At 45.0% G+C, this 19,796-nt stretch carries 22 protein-coding genes; 6 read left to right on the forward strand and 16 right to left on the reverse strand.

Annotated features, from left to right (window positions below; genetic code table 11):
- Both AB7U21_RS00005 and queC read right to left on the reverse strand, forming a co-directional pair.
- The coding region (locus AB7U21_RS00005; RefSeq protein WP_428386325.1) for a DUF366 family protein at positions 1–473 on the reverse strand (473 nt) is incomplete at its 3' end.
- 16 nt (positions 474–489) lie between these two features.
- Positions 490–1,194: a 7-cyano-7-deazaguanine synthase QueC gene (gene queC / locus AB7U21_RS00010; RefSeq protein WP_428386378.1), complete on the reverse strand. Its 705-nt coding sequence runs from the start codon at positions 1,192–1,194 to the stop codon at positions 490–492.
- A 154-nt stretch (positions 1,195–1,348) separates the two neighbouring features.
- Here queC and AB7U21_RS00015 point away from each other — a divergent pair, with 154 nt between their 5' ends.
- Positions 1,349–1,831 carry a hypothetical protein gene (locus AB7U21_RS00015; RefSeq protein ID WP_333786454.1) on the forward strand — a complete coding sequence of 161 codons (483 nt, stop codon included), beginning with the start codon at positions 1,349–1,351 and terminating at the stop codon, positions 1,829–1,831.
- A gap of 73 nt (positions 1,832–1,904) precedes the next feature.
- On the opposite strand, the gene AB7U21_RS00020 is transcribed toward AB7U21_RS00015, so the two are convergent.
- Positions 1,905–3,134: a PLP-dependent aminotransferase family protein gene (locus AB7U21_RS00020; RefSeq protein WP_428386327.1), complete on the reverse strand. Its 1,230-nt coding sequence runs from the start codon at positions 3,132–3,134 to the stop codon at positions 1,905–1,907.
- A 158-nt stretch (positions 3,135–3,292) separates the two neighbouring features.
- Here AB7U21_RS00020 and AB7U21_RS00025 point away from each other — a divergent pair, with 158 nt between their 5' ends.
- Positions 3,293–4,237 carry a YbgA family protein gene (locus AB7U21_RS00025; RefSeq protein WP_428386329.1) on the forward strand — a complete coding sequence of 315 codons (945 nt, stop codon included), beginning with the start codon at positions 3,293–3,295 and terminating at the stop codon, positions 4,235–4,237.
- A gap of 55 nt (positions 4,238–4,292) precedes the next feature.
- The gene (locus tag AB7U21_RS00030) at positions 4,293–4,532 is read left to right on the forward strand and encodes a transposase (protein ID WP_428386331.1); all 240 of its coding nucleotides are present in this window, start codon (positions 4,293–4,295) and stop codon (positions 4,530–4,532) included.
- Positions 4,533–4,576: 44 nt separating this feature from the next.
- On the opposite strand, the gene AB7U21_RS00035 is transcribed toward AB7U21_RS00030, so the two are convergent.
- Positions 4,577–5,164 (reverse strand): 30S ribosomal protein S3ae, encoded by a 588-nt coding sequence (locus AB7U21_RS00035; RefSeq protein WP_333786450.1) that lies wholly within the window; start codon positions 5,162–5,164, stop codon positions 4,577–4,579.
- 175 nt (positions 5,165–5,339) lie between these two features.
- Entirely contained in the window at positions 5,340–6,848 is a 1,509-nt protein-coding gene (locus AB7U21_RS00040; RefSeq protein ID WP_428386333.1) for a serine--tRNA ligase, read from the reverse strand.
- A gap of 202 nt (positions 6,849–7,050) precedes the next feature.
- Here AB7U21_RS00040 and AB7U21_RS00045 point away from each other — a divergent pair, with 202 nt between their 5' ends.
- The 3 genes from AB7U21_RS00045 (at position 7,051) to AB7U21_RS00055 (ending at position 8,968) form a co-directional block, all read left to right on the forward strand.
- Positions 7,051–7,974, forward strand: coding sequence for a 2-dehydropantoate 2-reductase (locus AB7U21_RS00045; protein ID WP_333786448.1), 924 nt, complete (start codon positions 7,051–7,053; stop codon positions 7,972–7,974).
- Positions 7,975–7,990: 16 nt separating this feature from the next.
- On the forward strand, positions 7,991–8,584 hold the full coding sequence (locus AB7U21_RS00050) for a uracil-DNA glycosylase (protein WP_333786447.1): 594 nt from the start codon (positions 7,991–7,993) through the stop codon (positions 8,582–8,584).
- 195 nt (positions 8,585–8,779) lie between these two features.
- Positions 8,780–8,968, forward strand: coding sequence for a YegP family protein (locus AB7U21_RS00055; protein WP_333786511.1), 189 nt, complete (start codon positions 8,780–8,782; stop codon positions 8,966–8,968).
- A gap of 31 nt (positions 8,969–8,999) precedes the next feature.
- On the opposite strand, the gene AB7U21_RS00060 is transcribed toward AB7U21_RS00055, so the two are convergent.
- From AB7U21_RS00060 to AB7U21_RS00110, 11 genes are all read right to left on the reverse strand, one after another.
- Positions 9,000–9,242, reverse strand: a complete 243-nt coding sequence (locus AB7U21_RS00060) for a KEOPS complex subunit Pcc1 (RefSeq protein ID WP_333786446.1) — start codon at positions 9,240–9,242, stop codon at positions 9,000–9,002.
- Positions 9,239–10,591 (reverse strand): DHH family phosphoesterase, encoded by a 1,353-nt coding sequence (locus AB7U21_RS00065; RefSeq protein WP_428386380.1) that lies wholly within the window; start codon positions 10,589–10,591, stop codon positions 9,239–9,241. Before AB7U21_RS00065 ends, AB7U21_RS00060 begins: the two co-directional genes overlap by 4 nt.
- A gap of 5 nt (positions 10,592–10,596) precedes the next feature.
- Positions 10,597–11,790, reverse strand: coding sequence for a bifunctional sugar-1-phosphate nucleotidylyltransferase/acetyltransferase (gene glmU, locus AB7U21_RS00070; protein ID WP_333786445.1), 1,194 nt, complete (start codon positions 11,788–11,790; stop codon positions 10,597–10,599).
- Positions 11,790–13,088: a phosphoglucosamine mutase gene (gene glmM, locus AB7U21_RS00075; protein ID WP_333786444.1), complete on the reverse strand. Its 1,299-nt coding sequence runs from the start codon at positions 13,086–13,088 to the stop codon at positions 11,790–11,792. The genes glmU (AB7U21_RS00070) and glmM overlap by 1 nt, the downstream gene beginning before the upstream one ends.
- A 19-nt stretch (positions 13,089–13,107) precedes the next feature.
- Positions 13,108–14,937, reverse strand: coding sequence for a glutamine--fructose-6-phosphate transaminase (isomerizing) (glmS, locus tag AB7U21_RS00080; protein WP_333786509.1), 1,830 nt, complete (start codon positions 14,935–14,937; stop codon positions 13,108–13,110).
- A gap of 10 nt (positions 14,938–14,947) precedes the next feature.
- Complete coding sequence (gene glmU, locus AB7U21_RS00085) at positions 14,948–16,162, reverse strand: bifunctional sugar-1-phosphate nucleotidylyltransferase/acetyltransferase (protein WP_428386336.1); 1,215 nt, start codon at positions 16,160–16,162, stop codon at positions 14,948–14,950.
- Between the two features lie 212 nt (positions 16,163–16,374).
- The gene (locus AB7U21_RS00090) at positions 16,375–16,833 is read right to left on the reverse strand and encodes a 30S ribosomal protein S15 (protein ID WP_333786442.1); all 459 of its coding nucleotides are present in this window, start codon (positions 16,831–16,833) and stop codon (positions 16,375–16,377) included.
- A gap of 165 nt (positions 16,834–16,998) precedes the next feature.
- Positions 16,999–18,192, reverse strand: a complete 1,194-nt coding sequence (locus AB7U21_RS00095) for a DUF7284 family protein (RefSeq protein WP_333786441.1) — start codon at positions 18,190–18,192, stop codon at positions 16,999–17,001.
- 15 nt (positions 18,193–18,207) lie between these two features.
- A complete protein-coding gene (locus tag AB7U21_RS00100; protein ID WP_428386339.1) occupies positions 18,208–18,708 on the reverse strand; it encodes a hypothetical protein in 501 nt (166 codons plus the stop codon).
- Positions 18,689–19,285 carry a hypothetical protein gene (locus AB7U21_RS00105; RefSeq protein WP_428386341.1) on the reverse strand — a complete coding sequence of 199 codons (597 nt, stop codon included), beginning with the start codon at positions 19,283–19,285 and terminating at the stop codon, positions 18,689–18,691. Before AB7U21_RS00105 ends, AB7U21_RS00100 begins: the two co-directional genes overlap by 20 nt.
- Before the next feature lie 6 nt (positions 19,286–19,291).
- Positions 19,292–19,783, reverse strand: coding sequence for a hypothetical protein (locus tag AB7U21_RS00110; protein ID WP_428386343.1), 492 nt, complete (start codon positions 19,781–19,783; stop codon positions 19,292–19,294).
- Positions 19,784–19,796: the final 13 nt, after the last annotated feature.

Consider the following 19,796-nt stretch of genomic DNA (forward strand, 5'->3'; position numbering starts at 1 on the left):
ATCAGCGGGAACAGGTCTTTTTCAGGAACCCCTTGATCACTGAGGCAGCCATAGACTCCATGTTCCACATTCATGCCAAAGTGTATCTTCTGGGACACGGCAGAGGTACTGGCAATGGAAATACTTAGCTTCTTGCCCTGTACAAAAAGATCATCCCCAGCCCTTGATGTATTTATTCCCCTCCGTAATAGGCTTTCAGCCACCATAGCTGTGAACAGGCGCTGTCTGGCATAAATAAGCTTGAGATCCGTGGAATCAAAATGCTCGATCACAAAATGTAGCATATCGGTGGAGTAAATGGAATCTCCTTCCTTCCTGTCCTCCAGATCGATCATATGGCGGATCTGTACATCGCATGAGCCGCGGAAAGCAATTATTGAATCTTCCTGCAGATCAGCTGTCATGTATCCCCAAAGGGACGATATCTGACTGCCATCGTAATCAATAGGTTTTTTAAGCACTATCCACCTCATATTGTTCCCTCTGCCATTAGATCGTTAATATACCAAGTCTTGCCATGAGCGGATCCGTTATGCCTGCCTGCATGAAAGCACGCATTCTGCGGGTACAGCTTTCACATACACCACAAGGAACTTCTTCTCCGTGATAACAGCTCCAGCTCCATTCAAGGGGTGCTTCTGTTTCCAGAGCTTTAAGAATGATGCCCTGCTTGTCAAGACCTGCCACCGGAGCCATCATCTTCACACCATTTAGGGTCGAATAACCAAGACATTTGTCAAGACTGTCGAGGTATGCGATGGAATTATCGGGAAAAGTCACAGCTTCTTCATTATTAAAACCAACAATGACATACTTACAGTCCATGCTCTCTGCATAGCTTGCAGCAATGTTTATCATAACGCCATTACGGTTGGGAACCCATACTTTCTTTGCAGAGTCCCGGGTTATGTCCGGATCAGACTCCTCTGCAATGTCCTGTATAGATACTTCAGGAACATCCATTTCCTTGCTCACCAGGCTGGTGGCAGTGATGTCTTTAAGCCATGGAAGGGATATGACCTTGTGTTCGAGACCGTATTTTTCAGCAACTTTCCGGGAATACTCTATCTCCCTTGCAGCGGCCCTTTGACCGTAGTCAAATATCAAAGCCAGCCTTACATCTGTCTCCCTCTGTGCTATTGCAAGGGATGTGACAGAATCTAATCCACTACTTAGCAAAGCAATTGCGGTGATGGTATGCCCTCCATATTCTGTAGGTACTCTCCGAGTAATACCTGAATATTATATATACTTGATGGGATCGAAAATACTCAGATGAGAGGAAACATTATATCCATTCAGTTAATATTATAATAATAAAAAAATATTTATACCACGGAGATACAACATGCCAACTATCGAAGACAGGAGTGTGCTGGAGGCGCTTCTCAGACGCATGTACTGGATCGAAGCTGAAATGGAACAGCTTGGGACCTGGGAAGCACGTATTCAGCTTATGGGAGAGAACATAGAAGCTTTAGAAAAGCTTTCGCATGACTCTGATAAGCATTGGAACATTTTGAGAAAGTGGCTTTTGATCGCAGATATTCCAGTACCTGTGACTGCTCCACTGGGCCTTCCGGCAAAGATATTTAATTTCAATGGAATGGTGCCACCACGGATATTCCATGAAATTATGAAATATGAGATCCTCGCACGTGATGCGTATACAGACATCTTGGATGCTGACCCTGCAGTGATCGAAGCGATGTTCCCCGACGAAAAGAACAGGAATGAATTCATCCGGGACATAAAGGGCTTAATAAGAGATGAAGAAGAACACAGAAAAATATGCTCAAAACAGGCAGGGGGGTTCAAGACAATTGTCTGAGACCTAACTCTTCAAAAGAAAAAATATGTATTATTTTCATCGGGAATTAAACGATCCGAAGAGAAAAAGGTTCTCAGGGGCCATGCTGAGCATTTGCTCTTCGGACATTCCCCATGAGCCTTTCCAGGCACACGGCCAGCCGTTTTATTCCTTCCTCTATCTGCTCATTATCTGAATTGGAAAAATTCAATCTTAAAGTGTTACTGCCACTGTTATCATCAGTGTAGAAAGGATCACCAGGAACAAATGCAACATTTTCTTCTATTGCAAGTTCGAACAGCTCAAGTGATGAAACACCTTCAGGAAGTGTAACCCACAAAAACATTCCGCCTTCAGGTTTTGTATACCTGACACTTTCCGGGAAGTGTTCAGCCATCATGCTGACCATCAGATCCCGACGCTTTCCGTATGCATCCTTTATTTTTGCAATATGACCATCGAGGTCATTATCCAATAAGTACTGGTGGATGATCCTCTGTGAGAGATAATTAGAATGAAGATCAGCAGCCTGTTTCGCTACAATCAGTTTCTCCATTATTTCCTTTCTTGCACATATCCACCCCATTCTAAGTCCCGGAGCAATGATCTTTGAGAAAGACCCCATAAGGATAGTATAATCCGAATAGTTCCTTATGGTCGGCAGGTCCTCTCCTGCAAACCTTAACTCCCCATATGCATTATCCTCGACGCATATTACATTATGCTTTTTGAGGATTGCAGCAACATCTTTTCTCTTTTGTGCGGAGTAGGTTATTCCTGATGGGTTCTGGAAAGTGGAAACTGTATAGAAGAGCTTTGCGCTATTTCCATCCAATATTCTGTCAAGTGAACCGGCATCTATCCCATCCTCAAGAAGAGGAACGGCCTCAAATTCCGCTTCAAAGATAGAGAACGCCTGGATAGCCCCAAGATATCCGGGCTTTTCCATAACCACCCTGTCACCTTTGTTCAGAAAGACCTTACCTATGAGGTCAAGGCTTTGCTGTGAACCGTTAGTGATCAGTATCTCATCAGGATCTATATTTAATCCGCTCTTTTTGAGATACCTCTGTGCAATGAATTCCCTTAGAGGCAAATAACCTTCAGTCGTACTATATTGAAGAACACTCCTGCCTTCTTCTGACAGAACCTTGCTGGCAGCGGACATAATTTCTTCCACGGGGAAAAGGCCAGGATTTGGAAGACCACCAGCGAAAGATATTACTTCAGGCTGCTGGGTAACTTTCAGGATCTCCCTGATGAAGGACTTACGTGTGGCCTGCATCCTGTCAGCAAAAATATTCTTCATAAGGTGTTCTTTCAACACCTGATTCAAGTTAAATGTTCCTCTCAACAGATGAGAAACAATAATTGAAAATATGTTTTAATTTTGGAACAGCTTTCAACACCACCTATAAATACTGCCTAACCCTCATGCCTTAAAAAGGAGGTCCGGCTATTCATACATTTTCCCGCCCCATTGTGGTCATAAGCAAATGCTTGGGATTTGAACGCTGCAGATATAACGGAAAAATGGTTACCTCTGACATAATAGAAAATTTTCGGCCTTTTGTGGAATTCATAACAGTATGTCCCGAAGGCGATATAGGCTTGGGGACACCTCGTGATCCGATAAGGCTTGTCAATGGAGAAAATTTAAGGCTGATTCAGCCGTCCACAGGTCAGGACATTACGGAAAAAATGCAGCTTTTTGTCAGCAGTTTCCTGGAAAATTTATCGGATGTCGATGGATTCATTCTCAAATCAAAATCACCTTCGTGTGGACTAAGAACAACAAAAGTATTTCCTACTGCTGATGCTCAGGAGCCATTACACAAACATGGCACCGGATTTCTGGCAAAAGGATTACTGGATCGCTTTACAAACCTGCCCTATGCAGATGAAGTCGCTCTCATGGACCCGGAGATCAGAGAACATTTTCTTACAAGGATCTTCATGTATGCCGATCTGAGGCTGCACCTTAATTCAATACAGGAACTCATGGATTTCCAGAGCCGCAATAAACTGCTGCTCATGGCATATGATCAGAGGAGATCAAAGGTTCTGGGCAGGATACTGGCCGACCACAAACAACGGCCTTTTGCTGAAATTGTAAGAGCTTACACGAGAACTGTAAAGGAAATCACCTTAGTACCACCTTCAAGGGGCAATGTTGCCAATGCATTCATGCATGCGTTCGGATATTTTTCCCATAAGATGGGATCTGACAAAAAGCAGTACCTGCTCGACTGCATGGAAGCGTATCGCAAAGGTGTCCTTACATTGCAGGAATTACGAAAAAGCATGATTCCCTGGATATTAGGATTTCGCATAGCTTACCTGGAGGATCAAACACTATTTTATCCTTATCCGGAAAACTCAGGGATTGCAGACCAATATAAAGGAAATGTAAATATACAACACTGACCGACTTTAATAAGTGAGAATGGCAGATGTTGAGGATATAAAGAGAGGAGATAAGATGAAAGACGAAGAAGCAGAGATCGAGGCGTTCACAGATGATACACAGCCGGAAGAAGAACTTATTGAAGTATGTCCTATCTGCGGTAGCCCTGAACTATATTATGAAGCCGGCGGTGTAGAAGGGCTATACCACTGCAAGCATTGTGGCTACATAGGCGCCTTTGTAATAGATGCCAACAAAGAGATGATGGAACTTATCCGAAAAGAATACAATACTTCTGCCAGGGATGCAGAATAACTTAATTCTTTAAAAATAGCAAAAGGAAAAGTGTTGGAAAAAGGTCATGCGGCTGGTATGCCTTCGACCTCTGTTTTCCTGATCTCTACCCTTCTGAGCGGATAAATGTTCTTTGCGTTCCTGTATATCGTAGCAGAGAGCTTGCCCATAATAGCTTCTTCCACAAACTGCTCGAAGTTAAGATCTTTTGCTCTTTCCTTCACAGTACTGTCCATTACTTCGCGGATGCCCTCGATCTGGCTGGTCCTTGCCCTCTTCACAGTGAAACAAATGGGTTTCACCCTGACCGTATAGCCATCCTTGGTAGTGACCTTAAGGTTAGTGTCTATCCTGGAGGTCTGCCTCTTGACAATGGAACGCAGATAATCAGTAGTTATTTCGTGTCCGATGAAGCGGGTTTGAGCAACATCCCCATTGACATCGTTGATCCTGAACTTGAGCTTAGTGTTATGCTTTGAGAAATCGTTAGTTAAGTCCCCGACAGTAGCTTCCACAATACGGCCAATGAGCTGTGCAGGTTCTTCTGCCAGAGTGGTGCCGATATTATTCCTGCCTATGAACTCAGGTGTTTCAATGTTATACCAGGATTTTGACTTCCATTTGTCTAATTTTTTCTGTACTTTTCTTGCCAAGTAATTCCTCCGATCAATGTAAATTCTTATGATAGATGATATGAATAATGTATCTGTTCACTGTGCATCCGTTCCTGAGAACGCTAACATAGAATAGATCCTGATTAATGGCTTTCTATACTATACATGTCCCTATATAAAGAGATCGGTCAGCAGCCTGACCGATGAACATCATTTACAGGAAGCGAATACCCTTTTGTATTTGCCCTACACGCCTTGAGAATCCTTCTGGCCAGTTAGCCGGATCAAGACCTTTCTGAGCAAAGAAGGCAGAAGCCCACCTCTCCAGACCAACACCTGAGCAACCTGACCACAGTTCCTCGCCGGACTGGCACTTGACATTAAAGCCAGAAGGATATTTGGTCCCATTGACGCTCACGTTCTGGAACTCCAGCCATTCCCCGTTCTCTCCCCTGTATGGAAGAACAGCTTCGTAATCAGTAGTACCAGCCTCGCTCTGGGCAGCTACACCGGTCAGCCCCTCCTGCGCCATAAACCAGGGAGTCACCCAGGCCTTTCTCCATTCCAGCTCCAGGATCTCATTGAATATGTGCATGTATCTCTCATGCAGTTCCTTAGCACACTCCAATGCCTGATCCTTGGTTCCGAGCCATACGACCTCTATCCTGTGGAATTCGTCCACACGTTCCATACCATGGATACCACCGCTCTCATACCTGTGGGAAGTACCTGATCTGTCAAAGACCTTGATCGGGAACTCATCTGTGGGTATGGTCTCTCCCTGCAGGTATACCCAGAAAGGAGGACACTGTGCATAGCACATCCCTCCAATGGGTTCACCGATCTTTTCTTTTATAAGAGCTGTGGGGACCTCATGGGTAACCTTGTAATAATCACTTACCTCTTCCCAGTAATCCGGGTCCCTGGTCTTGGGGGGACATACATAATAGATCTCAGGATAAACACCTTTAGCATGACCTGACCTCTGCCACACTTCCCAGGGCACCAGCTTGGGAAAGATCATCTCCCTGTAACCTAATGGACCCAGAAGTTCCTCAAGCACTATTTTCTCAAAGGCCCGGAACATCTGCGTGGACTGTGGCCCATGTATCCACTGACCCCGGCTTGCGCCCCTCTTGAGCCAGCCCTCTTTTACCATTGCCTGCGTAGGGTCCTCGAAGAACTTATGTTCTTTCTTTTCGCTCTGCCACAGTACTTGCCAGTGCTCTGCCTTGCCACCATATGATTGCTGCTGGATCTTATCCTCCATCAGAGTGAGTATCCTGTCCGGTACTCTGTTCTCTATCTCAGATTCACCCACATCAAGGGACAGCTGTATTCCACCATTCTCATATTCTATGGACTTCACATAGGGTATCTTCAATTGTTTTAAGGGTTTTTCAGCCGGCATGGTGATCATAAAAGACTCTACCTCAATGGCCCTCAGACCAATACGGAAATCCTTGCCCAGTTTTGCTGCCAGAGGTTTGCGTATGCGCATGAGAGCATCATGGGCACGTACATACCGCCCTGATTCGACAACCAAGTCTATCTTGTTGCCTTCAATAGCCCATTCTACGACCTGTGCTCCATAACCATCGGAAGCACCTTTGACAAGAATGGTCCTGTTTGCCTCTTCTAAATACTCCCCTATCATCTCACGAGCAGGAGTGACGTCCGAACTCGTCCGGAGAGCAACTTTCAATGTGAAATGCAATTCCATTTATTTATTCCTCGGTAATAGTGAATGAAGAGCCGGCATAGTAGGTAAGCTTTTCAGTAGGCAAAAAGGTTTACATCCTTTATTAATTTTCCATCCGTGACCAAGGAAGAGGAATGAGCAAAAAACTTATTTCACATCTGTCCGTACTGCATACCCTGTCGTTTCTATCTAACCGTATTATGCCTTGAAGTGTGATGATATAATGGATATATTGATATTAGGTGCGGGTGCCGTAGGCCTGTCCCTTGCTGCCCGTCTTTCCAGGGTCTCTGATGTGCATGCTGTGTGCAGACAAAAACATGCTGACATTATAAGGACCAATGGTTTCCGAATGACAGGCATCTGGGGAGAAGAGACCAGCTTTTTCAGTTGCGGTGAAGACGTACCAAAGAACAGGGACTTTGATCACATATTCATAAGTTCCAAGTCCACTGCCACCAGATCCATTTGTGAACAGTTCGCTGATATGATAAAGGGCAAAGAGGTAGTAAGCCTCCAGAATGGCATCGGGAACGAAGAGATAATCGCAGAATATACAGATAACGTTATCGGGGGCACTATTATTACAGGGTTCGAATGGACCGGGGATGCCAGTGTTCATGTATCCGTGGAAAGTGGCCCTATGCAGCTTGGCAGATTCCCTTCGGGCATGGATGCTAACGTGCAAAAGCTTGCAGATGTACTACAGCAAGCCGGCGTTCCTGTGTCTACAACAGATAATATAAAAGGAGCGCTCTGGTCCAAAGCACTTTACAATTGTGCATTGAACCCCCTTGGAGCCATAATGAGTGTACCCTATGGCAAACTGGAGAATCCACATGCATGGAGCATAATAGAAGGAATGGTACATGAAGCGTTCAGGATCATGGATGCTGAAAAGGTCCTGTTGCCCTGGGATAATGCCCCTCAATATCTGAAATATCTGAAAGAGTATCAGTTGCCAAATACAAGGGCACATCATTCTTCTATGCTGCAGGACCTTGCAGCCTGCAAGAGGACAGAAATAGAGTTCTTAAATGGTGCTGTGGTGCAGCGTGCAAAAGAATATGCTATAGATGTACCATATAATGCATTCATCACCTCACAGATACATTTCATGGAAGATCTAAGGACAAACAGTAATTGAAAAATGGTAATTAAAAATGAGCACCGATCGTAATACAGCTGATATAACACACAGTGAACTGGTCAAACAGGGACTTCAGGGAATAACGGCAAACATACTGAAATGTAAACTGTGCCAGTTAAATGAAAATGCCACTAATAAAGTGATAATGAGAGGTTCTGAAAGACCAAAGGTGCTTTTTATCGGAGAAGCGCCGGGCAAGAGCGAAGATGAAGCTGGCATTCCTTTCTGCGGGAGGGCAGGAAAAGTCCTTGATGGGCTTATAGATTACATGGACCTTGAAGAAAACGAATATGCCATAATCAATACTGTCAAATGCCGTCCTCCAAATAACAGAAAACCAACACAGAATGAGCTTAGGACGTGCAGACCTTTCCTGCTTGCACAGATAGAGCTACTGGGTCCTGACGTGATCATACTGCTGGGCAACACGGCAGAACAGGCATTTTGCGTTTCTTCACTGAATTGGGGTGAAGCTATGATCACACCAGAGGGCAAACACCTCATGAAGCTATACCATCCAGCTGCCCTGCTTTACAGACGTGCTCTCATGGAAGAGCAAAAAAAGATGATAGACAGGAACAGAGATCTCTGGAAGAAAATACAATAGACGCCACAGCTTTCCGATCCATTTGAACTCGTTCGAAAGGAACTCTTTTATAAGATGGGAATAACCTTTTTTTGAGGTATGAAGTGCTTTAGGAGGAGGCACCTCAGAGATCTTTGCTGCGGAAGAGGAATACGAGCATCTATGCGTAAGGGTTAGCTGAGGTTATAGATAGTTTCATAATGGGGAGGTGATGAGATATCAAAGTTCGAAGTATTTACCGATAATACCGGAAAATACAGTTTCAGATTGAGAGCAAGGAACGGCGAGATCATAGCCACGGGCCAGGTCTACGCCAGCAAAGCTGGCTGCCTAAAAGGAATAGAATCCGTAAAAAAGAATGCTCCTCTGGCAAAAGTGGTTGAGATGGAAACTCCGGCTAAATAAGAATGGTCATGGATCAAAATGATGACGAATACTATTGAGGCCTTTTACCAACCTTCTCCAGCACTTCCTCGGCTATCCTGGCATTCATGAGCAGGTCATCCACAGTAGCAATGAGAGTTGTGATCTTTTCTGTACCAAAACTGATCGTTGCCATTCCTTCAGCGATTTCTGTACTCATACCGGAAAGATTGTCCGGAGCAAGAGATAAAGCCACTTTCCTCGCTATCTGCGAAGCTTGTGGACTTTTCATTGTAATAGTGGTTCTTATCCTCATTTTTTGCCACCTGCATCCGCACCCAGTTGCTGCCCCACAATACCATCCACTATATCAATGAACTCCTGCACCCTGCCCGGCGGAATAGAGGCTCCGGATGCGATGTTATGACCTCCGCCCTGACCTCCCACAGCAAGAGCCCCCTCCCTCATGGCATAAGAGAGATCAAGACCCTTAGCTATCAAAGCCCGAGTACCCCGGCCTGAAACTTTGACGATCCCCTCCACTTCATTGGTTGCAATACAGGGTTTCTCAGGATGCATATACCTTACCACGGTACTGCTTATCATGCCTGTGTTGTCCATATCCTTAGCTACCAGATACCAGATATTCTTTCCTTGCTGCAACATGCCTTCTGCCTGCTTTATACCAGCAACTATTGACCTCTGGTACTCGATCGTCAGCTGGCGTGCGTCCTCTACACCAGATGCATCCTGCATGCACATGGACAGGGCCAGACCAGCCTTTTCCAGTTTGCCACATGTATTGAGTATGGCAACAAAGTCATACACATTCTTCACAAGCTCTTTTTCAAGATAATAAACATCCCCTATGGCCGCATCCACAGCTTCGGGGCTTGCATGCTTCGCAAGCTTGAGAGCGATAGATGATGTCAGTTTCTTGAGATCTCCCTGAGGCATCTCACTTAATGTCCCTTTCACCCCAAGGATATCAAGGAAATCGTGTATCTTCTTCCTGTCACCTGTGATGTCCAGATAAGGTTCCGGTGTATATTCAAGCACATCCGCTATATCACCACCCCCCACCTTAAGGCCCTTTTTGACAGAAACCACACCTGCCTGTGTGGCTTCCTCAAGTATGTGCAGATTAGCACTTTCAAAGAGCTGTTTGTCTCCGACAGCACCCGCAATTGCCAGCCCGGCAAGATCAACATTGTCAGGGTCCATCTCCTTTGCCACCAGGTAGGTAGTGCCTGAAGCCGAGAGGTATATGGCTCCATCGATCCCAGTATAATGCGGATTAACGGCTACCTTTGCAGGAGAGTCACCCACAGGCATGTGATGATCAATGACGATCACATCATTTTCGATCTGACTGATGAGTTCTGCATGGCTGCTTCCCATATCGCAGAATACTACAAGATCACCGTCAGAAACACTGCTCTTAATGGAATCGATAGTGTCCTGGGCCAGTCTGCTTGCAATGGTGGTCTGGAAACGTATACCTTTCCTCAAGAGAGCCCTGCAAATTATGCCCGCAGAGGTAAGGCCATCAGCATCATTGTGAGATACAAGGCGCACATACTTATGTGCAGAGATCACATCCGCAGCTTTTACTGCAAGCTCTTTAAGCCTGCCCATGGCTGTGCTTTCGGTGGTCAACTGCATCACCATCACTGCATAAGGACTTCACCCGGCTTGGTGCCATTACCGTTCTCAATAACAACACCTACATTAATGCTGGTGTTGATACCGGTATGTACATCGTCCCCCATGATGACCCCAAGCTTTCTCCGACCTGTATCCACTCTCTTGCCTTTGATGATGGACTTGATGTTCCTGCCATCATGGCGAAGATTTGCAACCTTTGTGCCTGCACCGAAATTACAGTCGTATCCGACCACGCTGTCACCAATGTATGTAAGGTGTCCGATCTTGGTGCCATCCATGATAACACAGTTCTTCACCTCAACACCATTACCTATATGCACATTATTGCCTATGGAAGTTGAGGGACGGATAAAACAATTGGGACCGATGTCACAATTCTTACCGATGACCACAGGACCGATTATATATGCACCATTGCGGATCATACTCCCTTCGCCTATGACAACATCGCCGTGCAAAGTGGCCATGGGTTCTACGGTACCTTCACAGATGGGTTTGATCTTTTCAAGCAGAGCTTTGTTGGCATCCAGCATATCCCAGGGCCTGCCCACATCCAGCCAGACATGGGTAAGAGGTTCAAAGCCTACGTGTATGCCCTCGTTCACCATCATCTGCATAGAGTCCGTAATTTCATATTCGTTACGTGGAGATGGCTGTGTCCTGTCAATATATTCAAAGATAGTATCATTGAAAAGGTAAATTCCTGCATTGACTGTTTTAGCAGGGGGGACAAGAGGTTTTTCGATGATACGGACGACCTTGTCGCCTTCTGTGACGATCACACCGAACTCCGATGGATTGTCAACTGCCTTCACACTGATCACGGCAGCTTCATTGTGCTTTATGAGCTTTTCAAGATGCATGGGGTCTACAAGCATGTCACCGTTCAACTGAACAAATCTCCCATCCACATATTTTCTGGCACAACCAATTGCATGAGCAGTACCAAGCTGTTTTTCCTGTGTGACATAGTCAATGCGTACTCCCCACTTGTTCCCATCTCCGAAATAGTCCTTGATGGTCTCTTCCCTGTAGCCTGTGACCATTACAAAATCTCTTATACCTGCCTGTATACAGGCTTGTACCACATGTTCCAGCATTGGCTTATTGGCCAGAGGCAACATGACCTTCGGACGTGCAGCGGTCAGCGGCCTCATCCTCGTACCTTCACCGGCTGCAAGGATCACTGCTTTCATTAAAGATTCTCCTTTACTATCTTCTCGGCCATTGCATAGAGCTCTTCCACATTTTCACGGGACTCAGATGTTATCCTTATCTTAGGTTCCGTACCCGATGGCCTGATAAGCACCCATCCGTCTTTCATTTCCACACGTACGCCATCAATATCCGTAACTTTACCCATCTGCTTCATTTTTACAGCGATGGCCTGCATAACTCTTTCCTTTTCCATGTTATCGCAGGGAAGAGTACCTCTCTTAGTAGGATATTTGGGAAGGACATCACGCATTTTTGCAAGTGAGGTTTCCTGTACCATTTCTACAAGGAGCGCAGCTGCAAGAATGCCGTCTGGACAATATGATACTCTTGGGAAGATCCAGCTTCCTGAAGGTTCACCACCGAACGTTGCGCCTACCTTCTTGAGCTCTTCAGCCACATAGACATCACCTACACGCGTATAAACCACTTCTGAAAGGGGTAAGGAATCGGCCACCATCATGGAAGTATCTACAGGCACCACAAGCTTGCCGGAATCTTTACATTCGCGTAATGCAAAGACAGCAAGCATTTCATCCCCTGAGACAAACTCGCCGTTCTCATCAACTGCCATCATCCGGTCAGCATCACCATCATGAGCAATTCCCACACGCGCACCAAATTCTTTCACAGCCTTTTTGAGCATCCACAGGTTTTCCTCAGTTGGTTCCGGATTGCGTGCAGGGAAATGACCATCTAGCTGTGCATTAAGGGTGATGACCTCACAACCCATTTCCCGCAACAGGAAAGGAGTGATAGTACTGCCTGCAGCACAGCCGCAATCAACAACCACTCTCATCTTGACAGGTTTGACATTGCTCAGGATGAGTTCAGCATGATCTTTTATAGCTGAACTGTCTGATGTAATGTCCCCGATCTCGTTCCAGGGAACAGCTACGAAATCCTGCTGTTCTATGATGCGTTCTATCTCTTCCTGCTGTGCGGAATCGAATGCCATTCCATCAGGATTCCAGAGCTTGATACCTACATACTGAGCAGGATTATGAGAAGCGGTGATCATCACTCCACACTCATATTTCCTTGCAGCGTAAGCAAGTGTGGGCGTTGTTACAATACCTATCTTTACAACATCACAACCAGCTGAAACAAGTCCCGAAACCAGCGCACATTCGATCATTTCACTGGATACCCTGGGATCCCTTCCAATGACCGCAGACTTATGGGACCTGCCAAGCGCCAATCCCACTTTGAGGGCAAGATCAACTGTAATTTCTTTATTGGCAAGCCCTCTAATACCTGAAGAACCAAATAATTTCATAATACTAAACCTCTTAAGATCATTCCACTGTAACGCTTTTCGCAAGGTTCCTGGGTTTATCTATGGAGCAATCCCTTGCAAGGGCTGTGTAATATGCAAGCAGTTGAAGCACTACTGACGAAAGCACCGGGGATAACAGTTCATGACAATCGGGGATCCTTAGGACCCGATCAACATATTTATTGATCTCGGTATCGCTCTCGTTCGCCACGGCTATAACTTCGGCACTTCTTGCCTTGACTTCCTTGATATTGCTCAGCACTTTGTCATATGTGTGCCCTTTTGTTGCAATGGCAACTACAGGCGTTGCACTGCTGATCAATGCCAGAGGACCGTGTTTGAGTTCACCCGCTGCATATCCTTCAGCATGAATGTACGAGATCTCCTTCAGTTTCAGGGCACCCTCCAGTGAGATCGGATAGTTAAGATGCCTGCCAATAAAGAAATAGTCCTGTACCTTTGCATAGTGTTCAGCACATTTCTTTATTGCATCCTTATTGTTAAGGATCTTTTGCACCTGGCCCGGCAGTTGCTTGATACCCACTAATATATCCCGCGCTGTTTCAGGAGTTAACCGACCTCTGACAGTGCCTATGTGAATGGCCATAAGATAGAGAACTATAAGTTGAGCTGTGAAGGTTTTAGTGGCAGCGACCCCGATCTCCGGACCTGCACGGGTAAAAAGCACACTATCGGTTTCGCGGGTAATGGTACTTCCCACTACATTGGTTATAGAAGCTGCCTTGCATCCGTAGGACCTGGAACTCCTTATAGCCGCAAGTGTATCAGCTGTTTCTCCGGACTGGGTTATAGCAAGAGTGAATACCTGGCCGCACAGTATCGGATCCCCATATCTGAACTCAGATGCCGTTTCAATATCAGTGTGTATCCCTGCGAGGTTCTCGAAAAGATATTTGCCAACGCAGCCAGCATTCCATGATGTGCCGCAGGCAATTATGGTGACCCTTTGCAAATTCCTCAGCTGGTCTTCGTCCATCTTCAACTCATCGAGTATGACCCTTCCTTCCAGTTCAGAGATCTTACCTGCATATGTAGCCTGAATAGAAGTGGGCTGTTCATGTATCTCCTTCAGCATGAAATGTTCATAACCTGCTTTTTCTGCAGCTTCTTCATTCCACTCAATGATGTCAACTTGCTTTTCTATACGTTGACCATCGTTATTATAGAACTCCACTCCTTTGGGGCTTATCAACACAAGTTCTTTATCATTGACATATACAGCGTTTCTTGTGTACCTGAGAAATGCAGGTACGTCTGATGCCGCAAAGTAACCTTTATCTCCAAGTCCAATGACCAGAGGGCTGTCCTTGCGGGCAAGTACGATATGGTCAGGCTCATCCGTACATAATACTGCAATGGCATAAGATCCCTCGATCTCCGTCATTATATGTCTTACGGCATCGAGCAAACTGCATCTTTCACTATCCTTCATTGTTCGGTGCAGCAAATGTGCTATGACCTCAGTATCTGTGTCCGATACGAACTCATAACCTTGTTCCATCAGTTTTTCCTTCAGAAACATGTAGTTCTCAATTATACCATTATGCACCACTGCGATATTTGATGAAAGATGAGGATGGGAATTTCTGGTTTCGGGCTTCCCGTGGGTGGCCCAGCGGGTATGGCCTATCCCAATGTGTCCGGTAAAACCTGCTGGAATGATCTTTTCCAGCTCGGAGATCTTACCCACGGTCTTGTATGTTTCCAGATCACCATTCAGAATGGTGACACCTGCAGAATCATAGCCCCTGTATTCCAGTTTCTTAAGGGAACTAATGATGACGTCTACAGCATTCTCAGTACCTACGTATCCGACTATACCACACATCATCATCACCTCAGAGCACCAGGGTACCCCTGTGCAGCACCTGATCCACTATATTACCTGATCCGATACGACAATTGATAGATATCATGATCCCTGCTTTTACAAGGACCCTGTGACCCACATCAGTGTCATCACCAATGATAGTACCTAATTTTCCAGCCTGATGAAGCTCTTCGTTCATTATAATGTTCAGGTTGGTCCCTGTCTCTGTGATGAAATACGGACCCATATGGCAATTGCTACCAATGACAGAATCGGATACATAACCATGAGAACCAATGCGCACATCGTTCATTATTATACTGTTGCGGATATTCGTGAAAGCATCCACTGATACATTATTCCCGATAGATGTAGATGGCAATATAACGGCATTTGGCCCGATATCACAATTATCTCCTATCATGACAGGTCCTACTATATAGCATCCGGATCTGATGATAGTATTCCTGCCTATTGATACATTGCCTTTAATATAGGCTCCATCTTCCACTGCAGTGGACGGGACGTTCTTTCCCATCTTTCCGAGGGTCACAGAATTAAGCCGCAGAAGGTCCCATGCATACACTGCATCCAGCCACCACGATCTGGTAGCGGCCATGGATACTTCGGTTCCGCTCTCGATCATCTTTTGGAGAGTATCGGTTATCGCATACTCACCTTTTGGAGAAAGAGGAGTTTGTCCAATAAAATCAAATATTCTGGAACTGAAATAATATATTCCGGTATTTACCAGATGACTAACCTCAGAAACCGGATTTTCCAGGATCTCCAGTACCTTTGTCCCTTCTGCCCTGACAACTCCATATCCGCTCACATGTTCAGTCTTGACGGTAAGTATGGTTGCATCTCCACGTCTGGATTCGATCAGATCACTGATGACTTGCGGTTCTATGAAGTTATCACCGTTCAGAGCAAGGAATTCATGTTCACCTGCAAGCTCGCTTCTTGCCTGCTCTATAGCATGTGCTGTACCAAGTTGTGTCTTTTGCTCAACATACTGGATATTTACCCCGAAATCAACACCATCTTTGAAGTAGTTCATTATGCGTTCTTTCTCATAACCAACTATCAATAGGATGTCCTTGATGTCATTTTGTTCAAGGGAACGGATAACGTGTTCAAGGATCGGCCTGTCAGCAACAGGCAGCATTACCTTTGAACGGGTAAGAGTAAGGGGACGGCACCGAAGGCCTTCTCCCGCTGCAAGGATGACTGCTTTCATGTCTTATAGTGGGCACTATAACAATTTATATTTTACCTTTGTCTTTATATTAAAGGTTTTATATTTTTAAATATGGACTAAGTAATTTGAACTGTATTCGAGTCCAGGAATATGACAAGATTGAAAACAGAATTATAAAGATGCCTTGCTCTTAAAGAGCAGAAATAAAATAAGACACCGACAGGCCATAACCTGCCGGAGTACATACACAATTATCTTGTAATGAGCATTTCTGCCGTTTCCGGCTTGTATTTCCAGTCAGCTGGAAGTACTTTGTTGACCTGGTAGTACTTCACAAGTCTTCTGATCTTGGATTCAATATTGTGCAGGGAACGGATGTTATGATTGTCCGAATGATTGTGGACCACATGCTTCCTGAGGCCTATTGCTTTTACAATGAGATTGTACAGGTCTTCTGGAACTGGTGGTTTCTGATCGTTTTCCTTAAGGATAGCAGTGATCTTCTTCCCAGTAGCAAGCTTTACATCTGGCATTCCATATTTGTCCCTGAGGACCATGCCAATAAGGCTTGTGCTCATGCCCTGCTTCCACATTTCCAGCACAATTTTTGTAATTTCGTCTGTGCTCATAGTGCACCATGCGGGAGCTTCAGAGCGCATTGGCCTTTTAGAACCGGATTGACCTTTTCTCCGGGTATGCATTTTTGCCATTGAATTCCTCCTAATAATCGTAAATAAAGTATTTGATCTAAATAAAGTAGATATCGTTTATTTCAATAAAGGCTATGTGAACATTATGGAGAGATAGCCTATAATTGTCCTTGGCGAGGCGAGGTAAATGAAACAGCATAGCATATAAAATTTGTGATAGGGACCTTACCATATCACAAGAGTTACTTCGGCTGCCTGAGGTCGCACATGCATAAAGATAGAATGTAGCTGTTTATCCCTGAGCTCAAACAAAGTAATGCTGTCATTCGTCTGCATCATAACCTGTACTGTTGTATTTATTTCCTCAGACACCACATCTGAAAGATATAAATAGATCTCATTTGTGTGCTCCTGCCTAAGCTGGTTCCCAACCGATAAGACATAATCTTCTCTTAGCATCGTGACATTACGTGGCGGGTCTGAACACATATTTGCTGTTGCATTTGCAGCATTTCCAAGAATATCAGTAGCCATGGTCCTTCCGATATTTCCCTCACAGGAAGGTAATCCCATAAAAGGATCACCCATTAGCACAGAATTGGCCTGTCCATTGCACATATCCCTAAGGTTTTCTTCCGGGTAGTACATATCTACTATAGACCCCGAAGCACTTGAAGCTGCCAAAGACATACATTGCTCGAACATATTGCGCAATTGATGCTCTTTTTGAGAAGAGCTGAGTGCACGACTGAAATTAAGATCATCTGCCGGAGAAGAGATCTCTGACAAACTTACACTATTACTATAAGGTACAGATACCAATGCACTCTGCCTGAAGGACCTTTCAGGAGGAACAGCACCCAAGACCATCTGTCCTGAAGGTCCGCACCCAGGAACCGGCTGCCAGTTTGCCTCAAGCCTGTAATTGTATCTGCCACCTATTCTTCTGTTCAGATGCTCTTCAAGCACATTTTCTGTGGCTTCTGAATATCCGGCACTGAACGGGTGCAGATAACGGTATGTTCCGTTCTTTTCTTCACGAAGTGAAAACAGCATTCCTTCTGCTATCAGGTCTGCAAACGTCCTGGTTGCATGTTCCTTTGCAAAAATATCACTGACTTGGTAGATGGACATTGAATTTTCATGAGTATCGGAAACAATGCCAGAAATAGCGGATGGCATCACCGTATATTCAAAACTCTCCACCCTGCTGTTCAGAAGAGATCTTAGCAACTGTTCATCGAACTTGTATGCTGCTACATCCTGAACTGCTGCATTGTGTCCTGAAGAAAGCATGGCAGGCATCAGCACTACTGCTGACAGAGATACCATTAACAGAAAGAACATGACATCAATGGTCGAGGAAAAAGCTCTGCTGTCGTATAACATTTTTCTGGTGTCTATGTTTTTCAGCTGCATTGCTGTACCATCCTTTTAAGAGTTCCATCTATCTTTGAGGAGCTTCACGGTCAATGTGCCGGGAACCTGCTGCATTGGATTGAGTTCCAATGTGACAGGTATAGAGGCGGCTATCTGTCCCATGGAAGAAGATGAAGATGCAGGTTTATGGATATGCCAGATATGTTCACCGTTCTCCGTTGAGATATCTACCTGGAAGTTTACATTCGGAGAGAAACTGTCAAAGAACAGGCTCAAAGTATGGAGATCAGCTTGCGGACCGTTCAGAGTATCGAGCTTTTCAGCAGATATGAGATCCTGTCTGCTGCCCTGAAGCATCTGGGAATGAGCAATGCTCTGCGCGATCAGAGAAGCCTGCTCATAATTCTCCAGTGCGAAAGCACTATCCTGATGAGCAATATATGTTTTTGATACAACGCAAGCAAAAACCACAAAACCCAGCACCAATAATGCCGTAGCGAAAATATCGTTCTGCGGTTCAAGTATAGCCCTGTCGTCATTGATAAACCAGCACATATCCTATCTTTTCCACATTTACATCACCGATAAAATATATAAATGTTTTTTGGATGTACACTTGTTTACTGGCATTAAAACTGATCTCATCTGTTCTTGATGTTAAATACCCTATCATATCCGCATGTTCTGCCCTTATGGGTTCTATTATAGTACCGCTTGAACCATATTCTGATCTAAGGTCATCATAGAGGACAGAAGGTGGATATGGATATACTCTGAAAGCAGGAGTCTTTGCCGAAATTATTGATCTTCCATCGATATTGGCATAAACGACAACATATTCACCGGAAATCAGAGTTTCCAGATGTTGACCCTGAAAATGAGAAAGGTGCTCTTTATTGAAGGTATAGGTGATGTTCACTTCATCCGGACTGCTTCCAGCCTTATCAATATAAGATAGCAATTCTGTGGATAACACATCCAGTTCCTTTTGATGGTTCACTTCATCCATACTTACTGCAAAGTGATATATTGCAGCAATGACCACCACACTTGCAAGTATCAGCGCAGTTTTTGAAAGAACGAAATCCACCCATGCCCGTTCATCCTGGAGAAAACCTGACATCTGCTTCATTTTGATCTATTGCAGTCCCCTTCGTTTCAATTCATATACCCTGACGAACAGCATCCCTGTCGATGGGTTAACAGTGGTTTCCATGAATACCCGGTGCGTGCCTGAACCAAAAAAAGACACGCCATCCATTAATTCATTGCTATATGCAGCCCTGGACTCCCTTACTGTGCACTTTCCTTCATATTCCATAAAGTAATTCTTTGCATCATAAGGCCACGCTGCTTCAGACCCTGGCATGGCCCCCATGACCACAGTACATCCGCTGGGAATATCTATTTCCATTGTAAGGTTGCTGCCCGGACCACCCGCATATAATATTGAAGCTGTGGCATCCATCCGGGACATCTGCGATTCGAGGTCGCTCATTTTCATATGAGTAAGGAAACCTGAAGTTGCTGTGGCCAGCAGGGCCATGGTCGCCAACAGCAGGATGGATGCCACCACAAACCGCATAGGTAAGGAAACAGCAGCTGTGGTGTCAGCTGTCAGAACATGCAAATTACCGGACCTT

Source organism: Methanomethylovorans sp. (assembly GCF_050177135.1).
Taxonomy (GTDB): Archaea; Halobacteriota; Methanosarcinia; order Methanosarcinales; family Methanosarcinaceae; genus Methanomethylovorans.